The sequence below is a fragment of the Rhodococcus sp. NPDC059969 genome (assembly GCF_042738325.1).
Taxonomy (GTDB): Bacteria; Actinomycetota; Actinomycetes; order Mycobacteriales; family Mycobacteriaceae; genus Rhodococcus_F.
The window spans coordinates 555,663-572,867 of the sequence record NZ_JBHWUF010000002.1 but is presented as its reverse complement, the minus strand read 5'-3'; the positions used below and the strand labels follow the sequence as shown (position 1 = coordinate 572,867).

Sequence of the window (17,205 nt, the reverse complement as noted above, 5' to 3'; positions counted from 1 at the left end):
CTGGTCTGCGCGGTGGTTGGCGCAGCGAGTTGCGCGTCCTCGGGTTGAAATCCGGACATGAGGGACAATGGCCGGAGATCGCCGATCACGTCGGTGGAGATTCCTCGACGGGTAACACGATCGGACTCATTCGAGTTCAGACAAGGACTATCACGATGGCAATCGACTACACCCGACGTTCCGGCGAGTCCACATCGTCGCAGGCACCGGTCAGCCTGAGCAAGATCACGCTCACCAAATCAGCGCCGACGGTCAACCTCGCGAAGGCGGGTGAACGACAAGGCAATATGCGCGTGAACCTCAACTGGTCACAGGGAGCGCCACCGAAGAAGACCGGTTTCCTCGCCAAGCTCGCCGGCGCAGGCTCCGGCGCGGTCGACCTGGATCTCGGATGCCTCTACGAACTCGCCGACGGGTCCAAAGGAGTAGTCCAGGCCTTGGGCAACAGTTTCGGCTCACTGACTTCCCCGCCGTACATTTCGCTCGACGGTGACGACCGCAGTGGCGCGAACACCGGCGGCGAGAACATGCACGTCAATCTCGGTGACCCCAGCGCTTTCCGGCGAATCCTCATCTTCGCGATGATCTACGACGGGGCCCCCAACTGGGCGGCCGTGGACGGCGTAGTCACCCTGTATCCCACCAACGGACCTGAGGTGGAAGTGCGACTCGACTCCGCCAGTAACCAGGAGCGACTGTGCGCGATCGCGCTCATCCAAAGTTCAGGTCAGGGCGTGACGGTTACCCGCGAGGTGCGGTACATCAACGGTAGTCAGTCCGATCTCGATCGGGCATACAACTGGGGAATGAAATGGGCAGCCGGACGAAAGTAGGTGTCGCGGCCGGGGCATCCCCCATCCGATGGACAAAGTCCGAATCGTCCCCAATGTCGCAAATTACTGGATAGTGTCGAGAAGTGGGGTCGGACATGAGGGGTCACGCTCGACACCGATAGTGGGTCGGTGACGCTATGTGCTTGGCGACGCCGACGTTCGACCGGAAAGGCCCTCGATTTCCCCCGAGATCGAGGGTCTTTTCGTATCTTGCGTCACTGTTCGCCGCGCTCGTACTAGTTGATTGTTAAATTAAACGTTCACCACTGCACTGATGGAGAACGTGAATGTCCACGAATTCAGATCGCCGCCCTCGCCTGCCCGTGAGAATCGCCTACCTCGCCGCGGGGATTCTTTTCGTCGCCGCAATGCTCTTACTGGCGAGCGTCGTCAACCCTGACCGGGACCGCGATTTCTCCATGAACCACGTCCCCGCGGGGACGTCGGCGACTTCCGTCGTCGCCACCACTGACCTCGGCTAACGAAGGTACTGGTACGTAAGTGGCGCGCATCACGAAGTGTGGGTACCTTCAACGCCAATGGTTCGCCGTAGGTCGGTATTGAGAGGGACGGCCAACCACTGCCCTGCCTGGTTGCCCCACCCAAGCAGGCAGGGCACCCCCGGTAATTTAAGCCTCAAGTAACTGTTACCCGGGGAAGACTTGTATCGAACCGGGACGAATCGTACATTTCATCCGGCAGTCGGCCTTCGTCCGACGCCTTCGCCGTCAGTGTCGACGGAACTTCTCTGAACACCACCGCAAGTCGGCCACTTGTCGTGACCGCATTCGTCCTCGCGAAAGGCTCGCCCATGTTCGATTTCTTCGGCGCAATCTCCGGCTTCTTCGGTCTACTGTTCGGCACCGGCTCATCGAGCGGGAGCTCGGGAGGAAGCAGCGACGCACCCGTCGCGCCGCCTACCTGATCCACCAGCCTCACCCGGCGCCGATCCGCCGGGTGAGGCTCTCCCGAATCTCTTTGAAACACAACGTAACAGCACTTCAACCCCACCGACTTTTCTGCGGATCCACGCCGACACACTCCGGCGTCCGGACAGTTTCACCACATCGCCTGCAGTAATGCGTCCTGTGTCCGCCATTCTCCGTCGAGGCACACCCGCAGACCTCCCAGCCGACAAGGCACGTATTCGCCGTGAGTCGATGTCCATTCGGGCAGCGGTCCGGGGATCGCTCGGTCAACCGCATCTCCATATTTTCGCACACACGTTCGATAAATTGGTACTGCAAACGGCAAATTCGACTAGACCGGGCGCTTCCGGTCGGCCCGAGCGCAACTATCCCTTCTGTCACTTCGGTCTGCTTTAATACGAAGGCTTTGTCGGGGGTTTACCAATGTCCGAAGTTGTCGAGTTTCTGCGAGTACACGCAGGCGAACACGGGGTATGAACTATGGGTTTCTTCAAGAAAGCGGCTGTGACTGCTCTGGCGGTCGCTGCAGTCGGAGCATCAACAGGGATCGCATCGGCTGATCCGTCTACCGACGTGAACTACGAAGCGAAGGTCGTCGACAAGTCGATCGTCACCACCATCGACGCCGGGCTGTTCAAGGTCTCCGGCGACGGCAAGTCCGTTATCTTGCAGGACAGCAAGGGAGCCGACCTGGTTTCCCTGCCTCTCGCATACAACCTCGGAGATCTGCAGTTTCCCTTCGATCGTGCGATCAGCGAAGACGGTAAGACCCTCACGCTGACACCGATCACCGATTCGGCGAAGGCCACCCCTCGGCCCGAGAGTGCGCCTGCGGCAAAGGAATGGACGCCCGTCGCCTCGCCCGAGGAAAATGATCGAGCAATCGCACACTTCCAGAGCCAGCTCGGTCTCGGCACTCAGGTTGGCAGTCTGCTTGGCACCATCGTCGGCGCCGGAATCGGGTGCGCTGTCGGCGCTCCGCTGGGCTTGACCATCGTCGGTCTCCCCGTCGCTGCGGCACTGTGCTTGGGCGGTCTCGCGACAGGAGCCGGCATCGGCGGTGTCGCCGGAACGATCCTCGGCGGCGGCGGCGCGGCAGTCGTGGCCGGTATCGATCTCGTCAACACGCTGAATGCTCCTGCAGGGACGACCGTCTGGGCTCAGTAGCCCCGACAACCAGTCGTTGCTCCACGAAAAACCCCGCCCGTCCGTATGAGGACGAGCGGGGTTTTTCGATTCGTTGTGCAGGCGGATTACTTGGTGCCCCCAGTCGGACTCGAACCGACACTTGACGGATTTTAAGTCCGTTGCCTCTGCCAATTGGGCTATGGGGGCCTTGACGCACCCGACTGGTCGGGTGCGGCAGGGATCAGACTATCGGGTCGGTCTGGGCTATCGACATCGCGATGCCGTCGAGGATGTCGTGTTCGCTGACAATCAGTTCGGTGATCCCGGCTTTGGCCTCGAAGGTCTGAGCCAGCACCGTGGTGATGATCGCTCCGCCGCCGATGACGTCCACCCGCCCCGGATGCATCGGACCGAAGGCAGCACGATCAACCCGCGGCATGGCAATGAGACGCTCACACACGTCGAACAGTTGCTTGAAGGGAATCCTCGACAGGTGCACCTTCTCGGCGTCGTACTCCGGAAGATCCTGCGCGATCGCGGCCAGCGTCGTCATGGTTCCAGCGACACCCACCCACGTGTGCGCCTTCTCGACGGGTACGGCCTCGAACGCCTCGGCCAGTTTCGCGGTCGCAAAAGCCGTCGCCTCGGAAACCTGCTCTGCCGTAGGCGGATCCGACGGTAAGCACCGCTCCGTGACGCGCACACAGCCGATGTCGGTGGAGTACGCAGCTTGGACCCCGGACGCCTCGCCGAGGACAACTTCAGTGGATCCGCCGCCGAGATCTACCACCACGAAGGGGCCCTCCGACGGATCGAGTTCTCCCACAGCACCGCTGAACGAGAGACGTGCCTCTTCGTCGCCGGTGATGACCTCGGCTCCGGATCCGGGAATCACCGCACCGAGCACGTCCTGCGTCATCGTGAAGAAGTCTTCCCGATTCGCAGCGTCGCGAGTAGCCGAGGTGGCGACCATGCGAACGGCGGTTGCTCCGGCGTCGGCGATCATCGACGCGTACTCGACGAGCGCAACCCTGGTGCGTTCGATGGCCTCGGGCGCGAACGCCCCTGTCGCATCAACGCCTTGACCGAGTCGCACAACGCGCATCTCGCGTCGGACATCCACCAGACGACCGTCAGCTCCGACGTCGGCGATCAGCAGTCGAATGGAGTTGGTACCGCAATCAACTGCGGCAACACGGCGAGTCACTGGTCGGTGGTGTCGGCATCGTCGATGCCAGGCCAGTCCGCGGGAATTGCAGTGCCGCGGAGCTTTCCGTGACCGGCCAACGCCACGGACTCGTCACCGAGCGGATTCACGCCGGGACCCTTGGCAAGCGAATGCGCCATCAGCACGTGCAGGCACTTGACGCGATCCGGCATCCCACCACCGGCAAAGTCGGTACCGAGAGATTCGATCGCGTCGCGCTCGGCGAGGTACGACTCGTACGCCCGGCGGTAAGCCGCGGCAAGTTCGGGATCCTGCGTCAGACGTTCGGTCATCTCACGCATGACGCCGGCGGATTCCTGACGGCTGGCTTCGGCAGTCAGTCGCGGGTCGGTGAGGTAGTACAACGTCGGGAACGGTGTTCCGTCCGGAAGTTTGGGGGCAGTCTTGACGACGCCCGGCTGACCGTCCGGGCTGCGGTACGCGATCTCGATCACTCCGCGTGGCTCACGGCCCAATTGAGCGGCAACGGCGTCGAGGTCCGCCTGTGAAACCTGTGGGGAATTTTCGGACGTGTTGCTCACCCGGTGGGTACTCCTTGTTCTTCTGGCTCTATCGGCGCCAAGGGCATCGGGGCCGGTGTCGTCGTCTCGGGAACCACTGGCGGTTCCGAAATCGTTTGCCACAGATCGCGATACCACGGACCTGTCAGCGGTGTTTCCTTTTCCTGCTTCTTCTCCGGTTCCTTGTAGTCACCGGGAAGCTGAACCTGAAACGGGGTCTCGCCCGGTTTGACGTACCGAAGGCGTTCTCGTGCAAGAGCTTCGATGTACGCAGGGTCGTCGAAGCGTGCGTTCTGCCCTTGCAGCTTTCGCAGCTCTTCCTCGAGCACCTGACGTTCGGCCGCCACCTGCGCGGCGTCCGATCGCTGGCTGATGTAAGTACGCAGCGGCACAGCCAGTGTCAGCGCCAACATGAGTACAACCATCGCGAGCACCACGGCCCGGCTGGTGGACAACCCGAAAATGGTGTTGTCCGACTTGGGAAGCCGAGACCAGAACTTGTTGGTTCCGCTCTTCCCTCGAGCCGACTTCGACCCGCGTGCCGACGCCTTCTCTGTCGAGGCACCCGACTGCGCGGGGTCTGTCACAGCGGAATCAACTGCTGCCGGATCTACCGAAGGTTCCGACGCCCGTGGGCGTCGGGCGCTGTCGCGACGCGCACGAGACGGTGTGTCTCCACGACGGGAACCACGACCCCCCGGACTTCCGCCGGGGGATCGTGGCTTACCGCGCTGTGCAGACACTACTGAATCTTAGATTTCCGTCAGGCCTCGAAAGCGAAGCGCGGGAACGCAACCTCGCCGGCGTAACGTGCTGCATCGCCGAGGTTCTCCTCGATACGCAGCAGCTGGTTGTACTTGGCAACGCGCTCGCTGCGGGCCGGAGCACCGGTCTTGATCTGGCCGCTGCCGACGGCAACTGCGAGGTCGGCGATGGTGGTGTCCTCGGTCTCGCCGGACCGGTGGCTCATCATCGTCTTGTAGCCGTTGCGGTGAGCGAGATCGACGGCGTCGAGGGTCTCGGTCAGGGTGCCGATCTGGTTGACCTTCACCAGGAGTGCGTTGGCCGCGCCCTTGACGATGCCTTCTTCGAGACGCTCGGGGTTGGTGACGAAAAGGTCGTCGCCGACGAGCTGGATCTTGTTGCCGATCTGATCGGTGAGCGCAACCCAGCCGTCCCAGTCGTCTTCGTCGAGCGGATCCTCGATGGAGACGAGCGGGTATGCGTCGATGAGGTCGGCGTAGAACGCCGCCATCTCGGCCGCCGTGCGGTTCTTGCCCTCGAACTTGTAGCCGGTGCCGTCGGTGTAGAACTCGGTGGCGGCGACGTCGAGAGCGAGCGCGACGTCGGTGCCCAGCTTGAGGCCGGTCTTGTTCACGGCGATCGTGATGAGGTCGAGTGCTTCCTTGGTGCCCGCGACGTCCGGAGCGAATCCGCCTTCGTCACCGAGACCGGTGGAGAGGCCCTTCTCCTTGAGAACCGACTTCAGGGAGTGGTAGACCTCGGTGCCCCAGCGCAGCGATTCCTTGAAGCTCGGTGCGCCGATGGGAGCAACCATGAATTCCTGGACGTCGACACCGGTGTCGGCGTGTGCGCCACCGTTGAGGATGTTCATCATCGGGACGGGGAGTACGTGAGCGTTGGGGCCACCGACGTAACGGAACAGCTCCAGGCCCGAGGACTCGGCAGCGGCGCGAGCGACGGCAAGCGAGGCACCGAGCAAAGCGTTTGCGCCGAGGCGGGACTTGTCCGGAGTGCCGTCTGCGTCGAGCAGCGCCTGGTCGACCGTGCGCTGCTCGGTCGCGTCGATGCCGATGATGGCAGGAGCGATCTCGCCGAGCACAGCCTCTACGGCCTTCTCGACGCCCTTGCCGCCGTAGCGCGCGCCACCGTCGCGCAGTTCGACGGCTTCGTGCTCACCGGTCGAAGCGCCGGACGGCACCGCAGCCCTGGCGAAACTTCCGTCTTCGAGCAGAACCTCGACCTCAACCGTGGGGTTGCCACGGGAATCAAGGATCTCGCGAGCTCCGACCTGCTCAATACTGGCCACTGTGTGGTTCTCCTTCGAATGGGCTTCGCATTGGGGCACGCACTGCGTGCTTGACACTTGGGCTCCGACCCCTCCGGTCGAAAGAGGACCACGATCGCGGCTGGGCCTCTGCAGTGCCAGCACCTCTGTAGTGCCAGCACACAGCCTAACCGCACCGGCCGAAGGCTTCTTTATCGACGCGCGGTCATGGCCCCGACCTGCGGTCGATCACCGTCAGTCCGGCCGAACCCCGACTGAATATGCCGACGCACGATCACGGACCAGCGCGAGATAGTCGCCCGAGAGGTTGTACGCCATCAGCGCCTGCTGCCAGCCGGCTGCGGTAGTGAGGTCGCCCCCGCGTGCGCACAGGTAGCGGGCAGCGGTGAGGGCGGCGTCGTCGATGTTGTCCGGGTCCACGCGGCCGTCGCCGTTGGCGTCGACGCCCCATTTGAGCCACGTCTCAGGAATGAACTGCATGGGCCCCATGGCGCGGTCGTGCACGGGATCGCCGTCCATCGCTCCGCCGTCGGTGTCGGGGATCTCGGCAACTCCCGGGCCACCGTCAAGAGGGATTCCCCGAATGATCGGGGCGACCTGCCCCAGCGCGTCGACCGACGAACCGTCGTAGGTCCCGTGGCGGCTCTCGACGCTGCCGATACCGGCCAGAGTTGTCCACCCGATTCCGCAGCCGGGAAGCGTCTCGGCCATGACCGCAGCGGCATACCCGTATGCCTCGAGCGCAGTCGTACCGATCCCGATGTCGTCGGACAATCCCGCCGCCCAATCGGCAAGTTGATCGGCACTGCGACCGGGAGCGTTGATGTCGATCGGCGGTGTCGGAGAGCCGCTACCTGGGGGTATGCCCTCCGGAATGGCCACTTTCGGTTCGTTCGATCCACACGCCACTGCGCCAACGCCCAGCAAAGCTGTTCCGGCAGCTACTGCGGCGACGGCTCTCGAAAGACGCCGGGGACTTCTGCGGGCAGCGGGGGTTCGGTACACCCTTCCATCATCCACATGCGAGCGAACTACTCCCGAGTCCATTGGTAAAGAACAGTAAAAGCACAGGTCAGGGCATGGTTCCCCGCTGATTGTGGAGTATCTTTTTCTGAGTTAAGGCTGGCCTAGCCTCATGAAGCTGTCCGAACCTGTTTCACCCACTCAGTCAGGAGTCGCCCGTGCCCGTGTCGGTACTCGCTGCCGCGAGCACACCGTCAGTTGCCACTCAGCTATTCGGTAGTGGCCTGATCGGTCTACGCGAAGGCCTCGAAGCGGGCATCGTGGTGATGATTCTCGCTGCCTATCTTGTGAAGGCTCAGCGCAAGGACGCACTCAAATGGGTGTGGCTCGGCGTCGCGATCGCCGTCGCGATGGTGGCGATCATCTTCTTCGCGATCCACTACGGAACATCGACGGTCGACGGCTTGACCGCTGAGATCATCGCAGGCGTTGCCTCCCTGATCGCCGTCGTCATCGTCACGATCATGGTCCTGTGGATGCGCACGGCAGCGAAGAACATTTCCGGGGATCTGAAAGCCGGAATGGAAAAGGCGCTGATCGCTGGCCCCGTCGCCATTTTGTCGCTGTCGTTCTTCGCGGTTGGTCGTGAAGGCGTCGAGACGGCGTTGCTCATGGTCGGATACGCCGAGAACACCGCAGGCAGCTCCTGGCCGCTGGTCGGACTGCTCCTCGGAATTCTGTTGGCCGCAGCCTTGACCGTGGCCATGTACTTCGGCGCCCTCCGCCTCAACTTGACGACGTTCTTCCGGTACACGGCGATCTTCCTCATAGTCGTTGCCGCCGGAATCCTCTCGTACGGTGTTCGTGCTCTACAGACCGGAAACGTCCTGCCGGGCGGATCCTCTCTCGCGTTCAACCTGACGCCCGGCTACGACCCGTCGACCTGGTACGGCACCGTCCTTGCCGGAATCTTCAATTTCCGACCGGATCCGACTGTCCTGCAAGCCACCGCGTGGGTTGTGTACCTCGTCGTCGTTCTCGCGCTCTTCCTTCGTCCGCTTCCGTCGAAGCCGTCCGAGCCGACGGCCCCGCCTGCGCACGACACACATGTTCCCGAAAAATCCTGAGAGGCATTGCCGACATGCGTAAATCCACCCTCGTACTGGCCACGGCCGCGGTACTTCCCTTCTCCCTCGCCGCATGCACCGAGAAGACGACGGCGAGCGACGGTGACATCGTCGTCACCGCCACCGACGACTCGTGCGAAGTCAGCGCCACGACGGGGACGACCGGCACGTCGACCTTCCAGGTGACGAACAACGGCTCCAAGGTCACCGAGTTCTACGTCTTCGCCGAGGGTGATCGAGCGATGGGCGAGGTCGAGAACATCGGCCCCGGCCTGACCCGTCAGCTGATCGTCTCCCTCCCCGAGGCCGCGACTTATCAGCTCGCGTGCAAACCGGGCATGGTCGGAACCGGAATCCGTCAGGACTTCGTCGTCACGGGCGATTCGCAAGCAGCCACCGACGAGAGCGGCCAGCTCGCCGAGGCTGCCGACGGTTACCGTCGGTACATCCGCAGCCAGATCGTCGCGTTGCAGGACACCGCAGCGCAGTTCGTCGCCGCCGTGCAGTCCGGCAACGTCGACCAGGCAAAGGCACTGTTCCCGATCGCACGTACCTACTACGAGCGCATCGAGCCCGAAGCCGAGAGCTTCGGCGAACTCGATCCCAAGCTGGACCTTCGCGAAGCGGATCTCGAGCCCGGTCAGGTCTGGACCGGATTCCACCGACTCGAGAAGGATCTGTGGGTCACCGGGCTGCAGCCGGACACCAACGCAGTCGCAGATCAGCTACTCGAAGACATCCAGTACCTTGCCGACCAGGTGAACGCAGACGATTACACGATCGATCCCACCAAGATCGCCGGCGATGCCCAAGGACTGCTCGACGAGATCTCGACTTCCAAGATCAGCGGTGAGGAAGACATCTTCTCGCACACCGACCTGTGGGATTTCCAGGCCAACGTCGACGGCTCACAAGCTGCGATCGCGGCGCTGAATCCGATTCTGCAGGAACGTAATCCCGAGCTCGCCCAGCGCATCGCCGACCGATTCGCCGACCTCGACGCCGCGCTGGCACAATTCCGCGTCGGCGACGGATTTGTGTACTACGACACCGTTACCGAGGCACAGCGTCAGGAACTCTCGCGTAAAATCGATGCCCTGTCCGCCGAGGTCAGCCAGGTCCAGGAAGTAGTTGCGGGACAATAGATGACAGATTCACCAGAAGGCACTCCCGCTGCGGAAAACGCAGCACCACATGCAGTCTCACGGCGCCGACTGTTCGGCGCCGTGGGAGCCGGCGCCGTCCTGGCCGGTGCCGGTGCCGTCATCGGACGGGTGACCGCCGACGAGAACTCCGGCGCCGATCACGCAGATGTGGTGGCCTTCCGGGGTGAACATCAGGCAGGCATCACGACGCCGGCCCAGGATCGCATGCACTTCGTCGCTTTCGACGTGACGACAAAATCACGCGACCAACTGATCTCGCTCCTGCAGACGTGGACGGCGATGGCCGAACGAATGACTGCGGGTCAGGAAGCAACCGAGGACGGCGCGACCGGCGACGGTCCGTACGCGCCACCGAGTGATACCGGCGAGGCACTCGATCTGGCGCCGTCGCAACTCACCCTGACCATCGGATTCGGACCGTCCCTTTTCGACGACCGTTTCGGGCTCGCTGACAAGAAACCTGCTGCCCTACTGGATCTCCCCCACTTCCGTGCTGACAACCTCGATGCGAATCGCAGCGGGGGTGACATCGCCATCCAGGCGTGCGCCAACGATCCCCAGGTTGCCGTGCATGCGATCCGCAACCTCGCACGAGTCGCTTTCGGGACCGCGTCGGTCAAGTGGTCACAACTCGGGTTCGGACGAACGTCCTCGACTTCGACCACGCAGGCGACACCACGAAATCTGTTCGGGTTCAAGGACGGAACCGCGAATATCAAGGCAGAAGATCCAGACGCACTCGCCCAGCACGTCTGGGTCGACCCCAACGACGATCAGGCCTGGATGGCAGGCGGATCGTTCCTCGTCGCCAGACGCATTCGGATGCTGATCGAGCAGTGGGATCGCGCAGTTCTCAAGGAGCAGGAAGCCGTCATCGGCCGATCCAAACGCAGCGGAGCGCCGCTCGGTGGCAAGGACGAGTTCGACGAACTCGATCTCGATTCCAAAATGGGACACGACTTCGTCATCCCGGAGGATTCACACGTGCGTCTGGCCTCGGCCGAGGAACTCGGTGGGATTCAGATCCTGCGCCGCGGATACAACTTCACAGACGGCTCCGACGGCTTCGGCCACCTGGACGCGGGACTGTTCTTCGTCGCATATTGCCGCAATCCAGTCGAGCAGTTTGTTCCGATGCAGCAAAACCTTTCACGACACGATGCGTTGAACGAATACATCCAGCACGTCGGTTCTGCAGTCTTCGCCTGCCCCGGAGGTCTCGCCGACGGCAAGGACTGGAGTTCTCAACTGTTCACCTGATGAGCATCTCCAGGTTCAGTATCTCCACGAACGCACCAAATTGACCGGCGCCCGATTCCGCTCAGTCAGTGGATCGATCGCCTCGGTCGTAGTCGGTGGCAGCAATGCCGAAGTAGGTACCGGCGCGACAATCTCAGTTGTTTGCGCCTGCGGCGGTTCCGCCTGTGCCGGATCCGAGAACGGGCGCAGCACTGCCCACGCGAGGAAGCTGGTCAGAGCAACCAGCGAGAACCCCACGCCCACAAGGATTTGCATTCTCCCAAGTCCACCTGCGGGTGGCGAATCCGATTCGGTGCCTTCTTCGGTTACACCGACGCTGTGCACGTCGGCCTCATCGGGAGACGCTTCTACCGCATCCGTTGCGATTTCCGAGTCCGCGACTTCCGAATCCGGAAATTCCGTATCCGTGATTTCCGAATCCGTGATTTCCGAATCCGTGATTTCCGAATCCGTGATTTCCGAGCCGAGGTGGTGTTCCTGATGTAAGACCTCGGCTATCAGTGCGGCGCCCTTGGCCGAGGCGAGCTCGGGCTCGGCCGGCCTGATCACCGGTACCGAAAACTCTCGCTCGAGAATCTTCTCCACCAGTGATATTCGGGCGCCTCCCCCGACGAGGACCAAGGCGTCGGGGACGCACCGGGCTCGCGCCGCAACTTCTCGAATCACCATCAGCGTGTCTTCGACTTCCCGTGTGACAACCGAATCGAAACGGATGCACGTGGATTCGGGAACGGGCATCACCTGCGCACGACGGGAGCCGCTGGCGAGGTGTTCCTTGACTGCGCGTGCGTCGAACACGCCATCGCCGTCGAAAGCCGCATCAGGACCGGTTGCCGACAGCAACTCCGCGACGGTCCCGTCGAGCCTGTCACCGGCGAGCGCGGTCGACCGCGTGGACGCGATAGTTGTCGCGGTTCCGATCTCGATCATCGAGACAGTCACTCCAGTTCGGCCGATATCGAGAACCGTCAGTAGCCGAAAACCGTCGGCCGCACCGGAAGTTCGAACCAACGCGACAACGGCCACTGCTTCCGGCACGGTGACAGCGCCCTCGATACCTCGGGCACGCAATTCCGATTCGAGCGCTACGTTCTGTCGCTCGTCGGGAACCGCGACGACCATCCGCGACGTGTCCCCGCGAACTGCAGCAACCAGGTGAATCGCGGCTGTCCGCGCCGGCGATGCGTCGAATGCGCCTACCGTGCGAGTCAGGAATCGACCGCCGCTCTCGGATCCGGTTTCCGGCTGGGAGTCGGCGCGAACTATACGAACCGATGCAGCGCCCAACGACGCACCGAATACTGGATCCATCGCTGTACGCACCCCCGTATCCAACCCTTGCACTGTTTATTCGTCACTAAACATACTTGCGGTATGTTATCCGTAGCGGGAAGTTTACCGGATCCCTCGGAGACCGGAGAACTACGCGAAACTGGCAGGCCGAATCAATGTGTGGAGAGGTCCTTGAACAAATCGATGGCCAACATGACAACTGTGATGTCCGCACTACACATACCCCACCCCACCCAGCTGGCGAGTACCACCCGACACCTCCGCGACCGCCAGACACCGACCGGGATTCGCACGATTGACACGTGGATTCCAGGCCCTGGTGATGGGGCACTGTTCGCCTCGCTTCACCTGCCTACGGATGCTGCCGTGCGCGGTGCCGTCGTCATATGTCCACCCCTTGCGAAGGAACACATCAGCGCTTATCGGGGACTGCGCCAACTCGCCCAGGAACTTGCCGGGCACGGATTCCTCGCTCTTCGTTTCGACTATGAGGGACAGGGAGATTCGTCCGGTCGGCAGGACGACCCGCTAGCAGTTGCGCACTGGCAGGCCAGCGTGGCGGCAGCCGTTGCGTACGTGCGGCGCACAGGTATCGAGTCCGTTGCCGTCACAGGTTTGCGCGCAGGAGCACTACTCGCCGCATCCACCGTGGATACACTTGGAGACCTACGTGCGATGGTCTTGTGGGATCCGGTCATATCCGGTAGGTCCTACGTTCGAGAACTGACTTCGCTGTACCGCGTTTCCGTCGACGACGACCCCCACCACGACGACCGCACATCAATCGTCGGCGGCCTGCTGGCTTCCGCGGCGATGAAAGACCTTTCCGGACTTGACCTCAGCACGTTCGATCCGAGTTCGTCGACAAAAGTCCTCGCCGCGATTCGCCCTGAATTCGCTGATTCGCCCCGCACGGTTCGGATGCTCGAGCGATCCGGTGCTGAACGCGTATTCGTCGAACGGCAGAATCAGTTCGTTTCCCCCAGCAGTTTCGTACTCTCGGTGCCTACGCACGACATACAACGAATTTCGAGTTGGGTGTCGCGACAATTCGGCGAGGACAAGACTTTCGTCGATCCAGAGATCACGTCAGCGGCGCATGTCGCGACGACTGACGACGGCGAAGAAGTCTGGGAAATCTTGGAACGACGGTCCACCGGATCACTTTTTGCAATCTCCACCGCATCCCGCACGACTGCGAGCCACGCTGCCACTGCGATCTTTCACAGCACCGCGAACGAGCACCGGATCGGGCCGGCGAGGCTGTGGGTCGAGTCTGCTCGAACTCTCGCCTCGCATGGCATCCGGTCGATTCGCTTCGACAGGATGGGCACAGGAGACAGCGGAACTGTCTCCACAGACGAGAACACCCCCATCGTGTCTCCGGAAGCGCGCCGCAATGTGCTGGACCTCGTCGACACCCTCGACCTACCTCCGTCGCGCCGGATGCACGTCGGAATGTGTTCCGGCGCATGGATGGGCGCCTACGTGGCAAGCCAGCGCGGGGCACGGTCGGTGGTGCTTCTCAACATCGTGAACTGGTCGATCAACAATCGACGACCACCGGTGAAGAAAGCACACGTCGATGCAATGGAGTCTGACGTTGCAAACCGAATTTTCATCGTGGCCAGAACAATTCGCAACGCCGGACGTCGAGCCCAGCGGTACGTGCCTTACCCGGTGTGGCTCGGTCTCGGCTTCCTCGGTCTGGTCAATGCCCCCGAGTCGATGCTTCGCACCTTGACCCGCCGCGGGACAAAAACTGCGGTGTCCCTCTCGCCAGAAGACGAAGCTTGGTTCGAAGCGAACCGAGGCCGACGAGGTCTGACACGTTTGTCGACTTCGAAGAACCCCCCACACGTCACATTTTCTGGCACCGGCGAGCACAATCTTTTCCACCGCAGTTCGCGAGAACGCGTTGGCCGGTTGATCGTCGCATCGGCACTCGACGCGTTCGCAGATCGAAGCCTCGCTGTGCCGAAGCGCGACCAGGAGCGACTCGGAGCATGATTCGCACATCGACACGGGACGGTATTCGTATGTCGTCTCACGTATTCGTAGTCGTTGCAGTGACAACAGCGGCGCTTCTGACCGGTTGCGCAGCCAACACAACTCCAGCGGAGCCGACTCCGACATCTGCGCCGCTCCCTGTGATCAGCGCGGTCGCTGTCGAGGCCAGAGGGAAACTGGAAAGCGCCACTGTCTTCGAGGATGTCGATCCGCTGATAGCAGAAATGGGCGCGTCTGCCCACCAGATCACATACCGATCAACTTCAGGCCTGGACGGAAGCTCAACGGTCGTGTCCGGAATCGTTTTCGTGCCGGAAGGCGATCCACCACCGGGCGGGCGGCCTGTTGTCGCCGTCGGTCACGGCACAACGGGAGTCACGGCGGAGTGTGGACCGTCGATGTACCCGGATCTCCTGGGCTACGCGAGCACGATCGTCCCTTTGATGAAGCTGGGATTCGTTGCGGTCATGACCGACTACCAAGGGCTTGGCCCGGCCGGCGGCACCAACCCGTACCTCGACCCGAACACCAGCGCGTTCAACCTGATCGACGGAGTTCGCGCGGCGCGAGAAATGGTCCCGGACACAGCCGCGAAATGGGCAGGACTCGGCGTGTCGATCGGTGGACAGGCGACGTGGGCGGCGGCGGAGTTGTCCGGTTTCTACGCGCCCGAGTTAAATTTCGTCGGGTCCGTGGCGTTGGCTCCGGCCGCAGATCTGTCCAAGCTCGCCGACTTGGCTCAGTCGCAGTGGCTCACGCATGAACAGCAGATCATGATGTCGTACGTAGTATCTGGGCTGACCACGGCCCGACCCGGCACCGATCCCGGCAACTACCTACACGGCGCCCTTTCGAGTAACTCTGCGATGTGGTTGGCATGTGCGGGTCCGGCGTTGAAAGAACGCGGCGAACAAGCATCACGACTGAATCCCGCCGATACTCTCCCGAGCTCCGACGAGGCCGGAGCAGTCTTGCGCGACTGGCTCACATCGATCGCCCTGCCGCAGCGTCCGGCCGGAGGACCACTCCTGGTCATCAACGGCGACGCTGACGAGACGATTCGTCCGCAGTGGGTGCAAGAGGCTGTCGACAATGCTTGCGCGTTCGGCGATTCGGTGCAGCACATCGTCAGGGCAGGCCAAACTCACAACAATCTGGATCCGGGGTCGGAGACCGCAGTCTGGCTCCAAGCACGCTTCAGAGGCGAGTCGCCGCCGTCGGACTGCTGATTGTCATCGAAAACTCGAATCGACCAGGTACTCCATGTTCTGAACCGCAGGAGTGGATACGACGTCGGAATGTGTCTTCACCGAAGTCACTTCCGTGCCGTCCCGAACCACACTGACCGAGACGGCACCGACCGCAGCAGGAACGGTGCACACATCCATCCCGGAATCAGCACTGCACGTGGTCGTCGTACCGCCGACCGTAACCTTCACTTCTGCACCCTCGACCAAGAATGTCAAAACCTCGATCGTGTCGCGAACCGGGGACGATCCCGCACGCAGAATCATCGGCGACTCCGAGGGAAGTGTGGGTTGCGCGGACGACAGTTGGTTCCGGTAGCTGACGTACGCGACGTCACGTGTAATCGTCGGTGCCGTTCCGGTTTTGAACCAGTCGACAAAATATGCGTTCAGATCGAGCAGTGCCCGACCGTGTCCCTCACTCGGCGCAAACGCCGTACCTTCACTGTAGTCGTTCCACGAAATGAGTTGCACCCATTCACTATTCGACTCCCGCGCAATCTGCCAGGTGTTTCGGAGATTTCCGGTATTCTGCGCTTCGTCGAAAACCGATTGACTGGGACGCGCATCCTGGAATGAGACCGACTGCATCCATATCTTGCCCAAGGCATGCGCTCGGTTCGCCTGATCCAGTGGAGAACCGATCCCTGTGTCCGTCACTGGGTTGAAGGCGGGGTTACGTCCACCCCACGTCGACATTCCATAGCTTATCGACGCGAATGAATCCATATTCGTAGTGGAGTTGAGGAAGAGCGGAACGAAGGCTACCTCGATCCCGTAGCGGGCCTTCATGATTTCGAGAAACTGCGACCACCACGCCGGGTCGTGTTTCTCGGCAAGAAACGGCGAAATCACGACCCTGTTGTCCGTCAATCGAAAGACTGACGGCGATGACGCATACTTCGACAACTCATCTGCAAGATTCGCAGGGTCCAATGTTCCGAGTTCGCCGTTCATATCCGGCATCAACATTATTTCGAACGCAGGATCGACCGCCGCCGAAGCCGCGAGTAGTTCGGACGGAACGGAAGAAGACCACAACGAGTTCGACGACTTCGTCAGAATGTCAACCGAGAAGCCACCGATTCCCGCGTCGATTGCCTGCCGAACTTCGTCTTGCAGATCTCGCTGCCTCCACTGTGGGTCGGCTGAAACGGGCCGTGATTGTGGCCGGTCCCGGAGGAACCCTCCGACTGCGGCGTGTGCACCTCGTTCACCGTTCGGGTTGAGATACTGCGTGGCGTAATAGTCCTCGCCCGACGGTAGATTGTCGATCGAGACGGGATAAGGCGGGAAGTAGTGTGCAAAGACAATCTTGCCGGTCGACTGTCCGTAGACCGGAACATCAAAGGCGAGATGCGACGACGCCGTCTCGTCAACTTTCGCAGTTCGGCCCACTCCATCAGAGAGTCGAAAGCCGGCCGCTACGAGAAGCGCTGACGACACCAGCGTAATTCCGATGGCAATTGCACGGAATTTCCTGCCCCGCGAA

At 61.9% G+C, this 17,205-nt stretch carries 15 protein-coding genes and 1 tRNA gene; 8 read left to right on the top strand and 8 right to left on the bottom strand.

Going from position 1 to position 17,205, the window contains the following annotated elements:
• Positions 1–155: 155 nt before the first annotated feature.
• The 3 genes from ACFWAD_RS11655 (at position 156) to ACFWAD_RS11645 (ending at position 2,929) form a co-directional block, all read left to right on the top strand.
• Positions 156–833: a tellurium resistance protein gene (locus ACFWAD_RS11655; RefSeq protein ID WP_378539511.1), complete on the top strand. Its 678-nt coding sequence runs from the start codon at positions 156–158 to the stop codon at positions 831–833.
• 287 nt (positions 834–1,120) lie between these two features.
• Positions 1,121–1,315: a hypothetical protein gene (locus ACFWAD_RS11650; RefSeq protein ID WP_378539510.1), complete on the top strand. Its 195-nt coding sequence runs from the start codon at positions 1,121–1,123 to the stop codon at positions 1,313–1,315.
• Positions 1,316–2,242: 927 nt separating this feature from the next.
• Positions 2,243–2,929 (top strand): ammonium transporter, encoded by a 687-nt coding sequence (locus ACFWAD_RS11645; protein WP_378543802.1) that lies wholly within the window; start codon positions 2,243–2,245, stop codon positions 2,927–2,929.
• A gap of 91 nt (positions 2,930–3,020) precedes the next feature.
• Here ACFWAD_RS11645 and ACFWAD_RS11640 read toward each other — a convergent pair.
• The 6 genes from ACFWAD_RS11640 to ACFWAD_RS11615 form a co-directional block, all read right to left on the bottom strand.
• A tRNA-Leu gene (locus tag ACFWAD_RS11640) sits at positions 3,021–3,097 on the bottom strand.
• 34 nt (positions 3,098–3,131) lie between these two features.
• Positions 3,132–4,097, bottom strand: a complete 966-nt coding sequence (locus ACFWAD_RS11635) for an exopolyphosphatase (RefSeq protein WP_378543799.1) — start codon at positions 4,095–4,097, stop codon at positions 3,132–3,134.
• Positions 4,094–4,639, bottom strand: coding sequence for a DUF501 domain-containing protein (locus ACFWAD_RS11630; protein WP_378543796.1), 546 nt, complete (start codon positions 4,637–4,639; stop codon positions 4,094–4,096). Before ACFWAD_RS11630 ends, ACFWAD_RS11635 begins: the two co-directional genes overlap by 4 nt.
• Positions 4,636–5,205: a septum formation initiator family protein gene (locus ACFWAD_RS11625; RefSeq protein ID WP_378543793.1), complete on the bottom strand. Its 570-nt coding sequence runs from the start codon at positions 5,203–5,205 to the stop codon at positions 4,636–4,638. Before ACFWAD_RS11625 ends, ACFWAD_RS11630 begins: the two co-directional genes overlap by 4 nt.
• A gap of 176 nt (positions 5,206–5,381) precedes the next feature.
• Positions 5,382–6,668, bottom strand: a complete 1,287-nt coding sequence (gene eno / locus ACFWAD_RS11620; RefSeq protein WP_347874312.1) for a phosphopyruvate hydratase — start codon at positions 6,666–6,668, stop codon at positions 5,382–5,384.
• Between the two features lie 213 nt (positions 6,669–6,881).
• On the bottom strand, positions 6,882–7,694 hold the full coding sequence (locus ACFWAD_RS11615; RefSeq protein WP_378543790.1) for a lytic transglycosylase domain-containing protein: 813 nt from the start codon (positions 7,692–7,694) through the stop codon (positions 6,882–6,884).
• A 140-nt stretch (positions 7,695–7,834) separates the two neighbouring features.
• Here ACFWAD_RS11615 and efeU point away from each other — a divergent pair, with 140 nt between their 5' ends.
• Genes efeU through efeB form a run of 3 tightly spaced genes read left to right on the top strand, consistent with a single transcriptional unit; the run spans position 7,835 to position 11,163 of the window.
• On the top strand, positions 7,835–8,737 hold the full coding sequence (gene efeU, locus ACFWAD_RS11610; protein WP_378543862.1) for an iron uptake transporter permease EfeU: 903 nt from the start codon (positions 7,835–7,837) through the stop codon (positions 8,735–8,737).
• Positions 8,738–8,751: 14 nt separating this feature from the next.
• On the top strand, positions 8,752–9,882 hold the full coding sequence (gene efeO / locus ACFWAD_RS11605) for an iron uptake system protein EfeO (RefSeq protein ID WP_378539505.1): 1,131 nt from the start codon (positions 8,752–8,754) through the stop codon (positions 9,880–9,882).
• Positions 9,883–11,163, top strand: a complete 1,281-nt coding sequence (gene efeB, locus ACFWAD_RS11600; protein WP_378543787.1) for an iron uptake transporter deferrochelatase/peroxidase subunit — start codon at positions 9,883–9,885, stop codon at positions 11,161–11,163.
• Positions 11,164–11,178: 15 nt separating this feature from the next.
• On the opposite strand, the gene ACFWAD_RS11595 is transcribed toward efeB, so the two are convergent.
• Positions 11,179–12,474 (bottom strand): hypothetical protein, encoded by a 1,296-nt coding sequence (locus ACFWAD_RS11595; RefSeq protein ID WP_378543784.1) that lies wholly within the window; start codon positions 12,472–12,474, stop codon positions 11,179–11,181.
• 348 nt (positions 12,475–12,822) lie between these two features.
• Between ACFWAD_RS11595 and ACFWAD_RS11590 the strand changes: the two genes are divergently transcribed.
• Together ACFWAD_RS11590 and ACFWAD_RS11585 are read left to right on the top strand one after the other, a co-directional pair.
• Positions 12,823–14,466, top strand: coding sequence for a serine aminopeptidase domain-containing protein (locus tag ACFWAD_RS11590; RefSeq protein ID WP_378543781.1), 1,644 nt, complete (start codon positions 12,823–12,825; stop codon positions 14,464–14,466).
• A gap of 29 nt (positions 14,467–14,495) precedes the next feature.
• A complete protein-coding gene (locus ACFWAD_RS11585) occupies positions 14,496–15,695 on the top strand; it encodes a lipase family protein (RefSeq protein ID WP_378543778.1) in 1,200 nt (399 codons plus the stop codon).
• Between the two features lie 3 nt (positions 15,696–15,698).
• On the opposite strand, the gene ACFWAD_RS11580 is transcribed toward ACFWAD_RS11585, so the two are convergent.
• Complete coding sequence (locus tag ACFWAD_RS11580; protein WP_378543775.1) at positions 15,699–17,111, bottom strand: glycoside hydrolase family 71 protein; 1,413 nt, start codon at positions 17,109–17,111, stop codon at positions 15,699–15,701.
• Between the last annotated feature and the right edge of the window lie 94 nt (positions 17,112–17,205).

Bases quoted from the DNA above. Each gene is read 5' to 3' on its own strand.
- ACFWAD_RS11615 (WP_378543790.1), bottom strand. From the start codon at position 7,694: ATGGACTCGGGAGTAGTTCGCTCGCATGTGGATGATGGAAGGGTGTAC.
- ACFWAD_RS11585 (WP_378543778.1), top strand. From the start codon at position 14,496: ATGTCGTCTCACGTATTCGTAGTCGTTGCAGTGACAACAGCGGCGCTT.
- efeO (WP_378539505.1), top strand. From the start codon at position 8,752: ATGCGTAAATCCACCCTCGTACTGGCCACGGCCGCGGTACTTCCCTTC.
- ACFWAD_RS11655 (WP_378539511.1), top strand. From the start codon at position 156: ATGGCAATCGACTACACCCGACGTTCCGGCGAGTCCACATCGTCGCAG.
- efeB (WP_378543787.1), top strand. From the start codon at position 9,883: ATGACAGATTCACCAGAAGGCACTCCCGCTGCGGAAAACGCAGCACCA.
- ACFWAD_RS11650 (WP_378539510.1), top strand. From the start codon at position 1,121: ATGTCCACGAATTCAGATCGCCGCCCTCGCCTGCCCGTGAGAATCGCC.
- ACFWAD_RS11595 (WP_378543784.1), bottom strand. From the start codon at position 12,474: ATGGATCCAGTATTCGGTGCGTCGTTGGGCGCTGCATCGGTTCGTATA.
- ACFWAD_RS11645 (WP_378543802.1), top strand. From the start codon at position 2,243: ATGGGTTTCTTCAAGAAAGCGGCTGTGACTGCTCTGGCGGTCGCTGCA.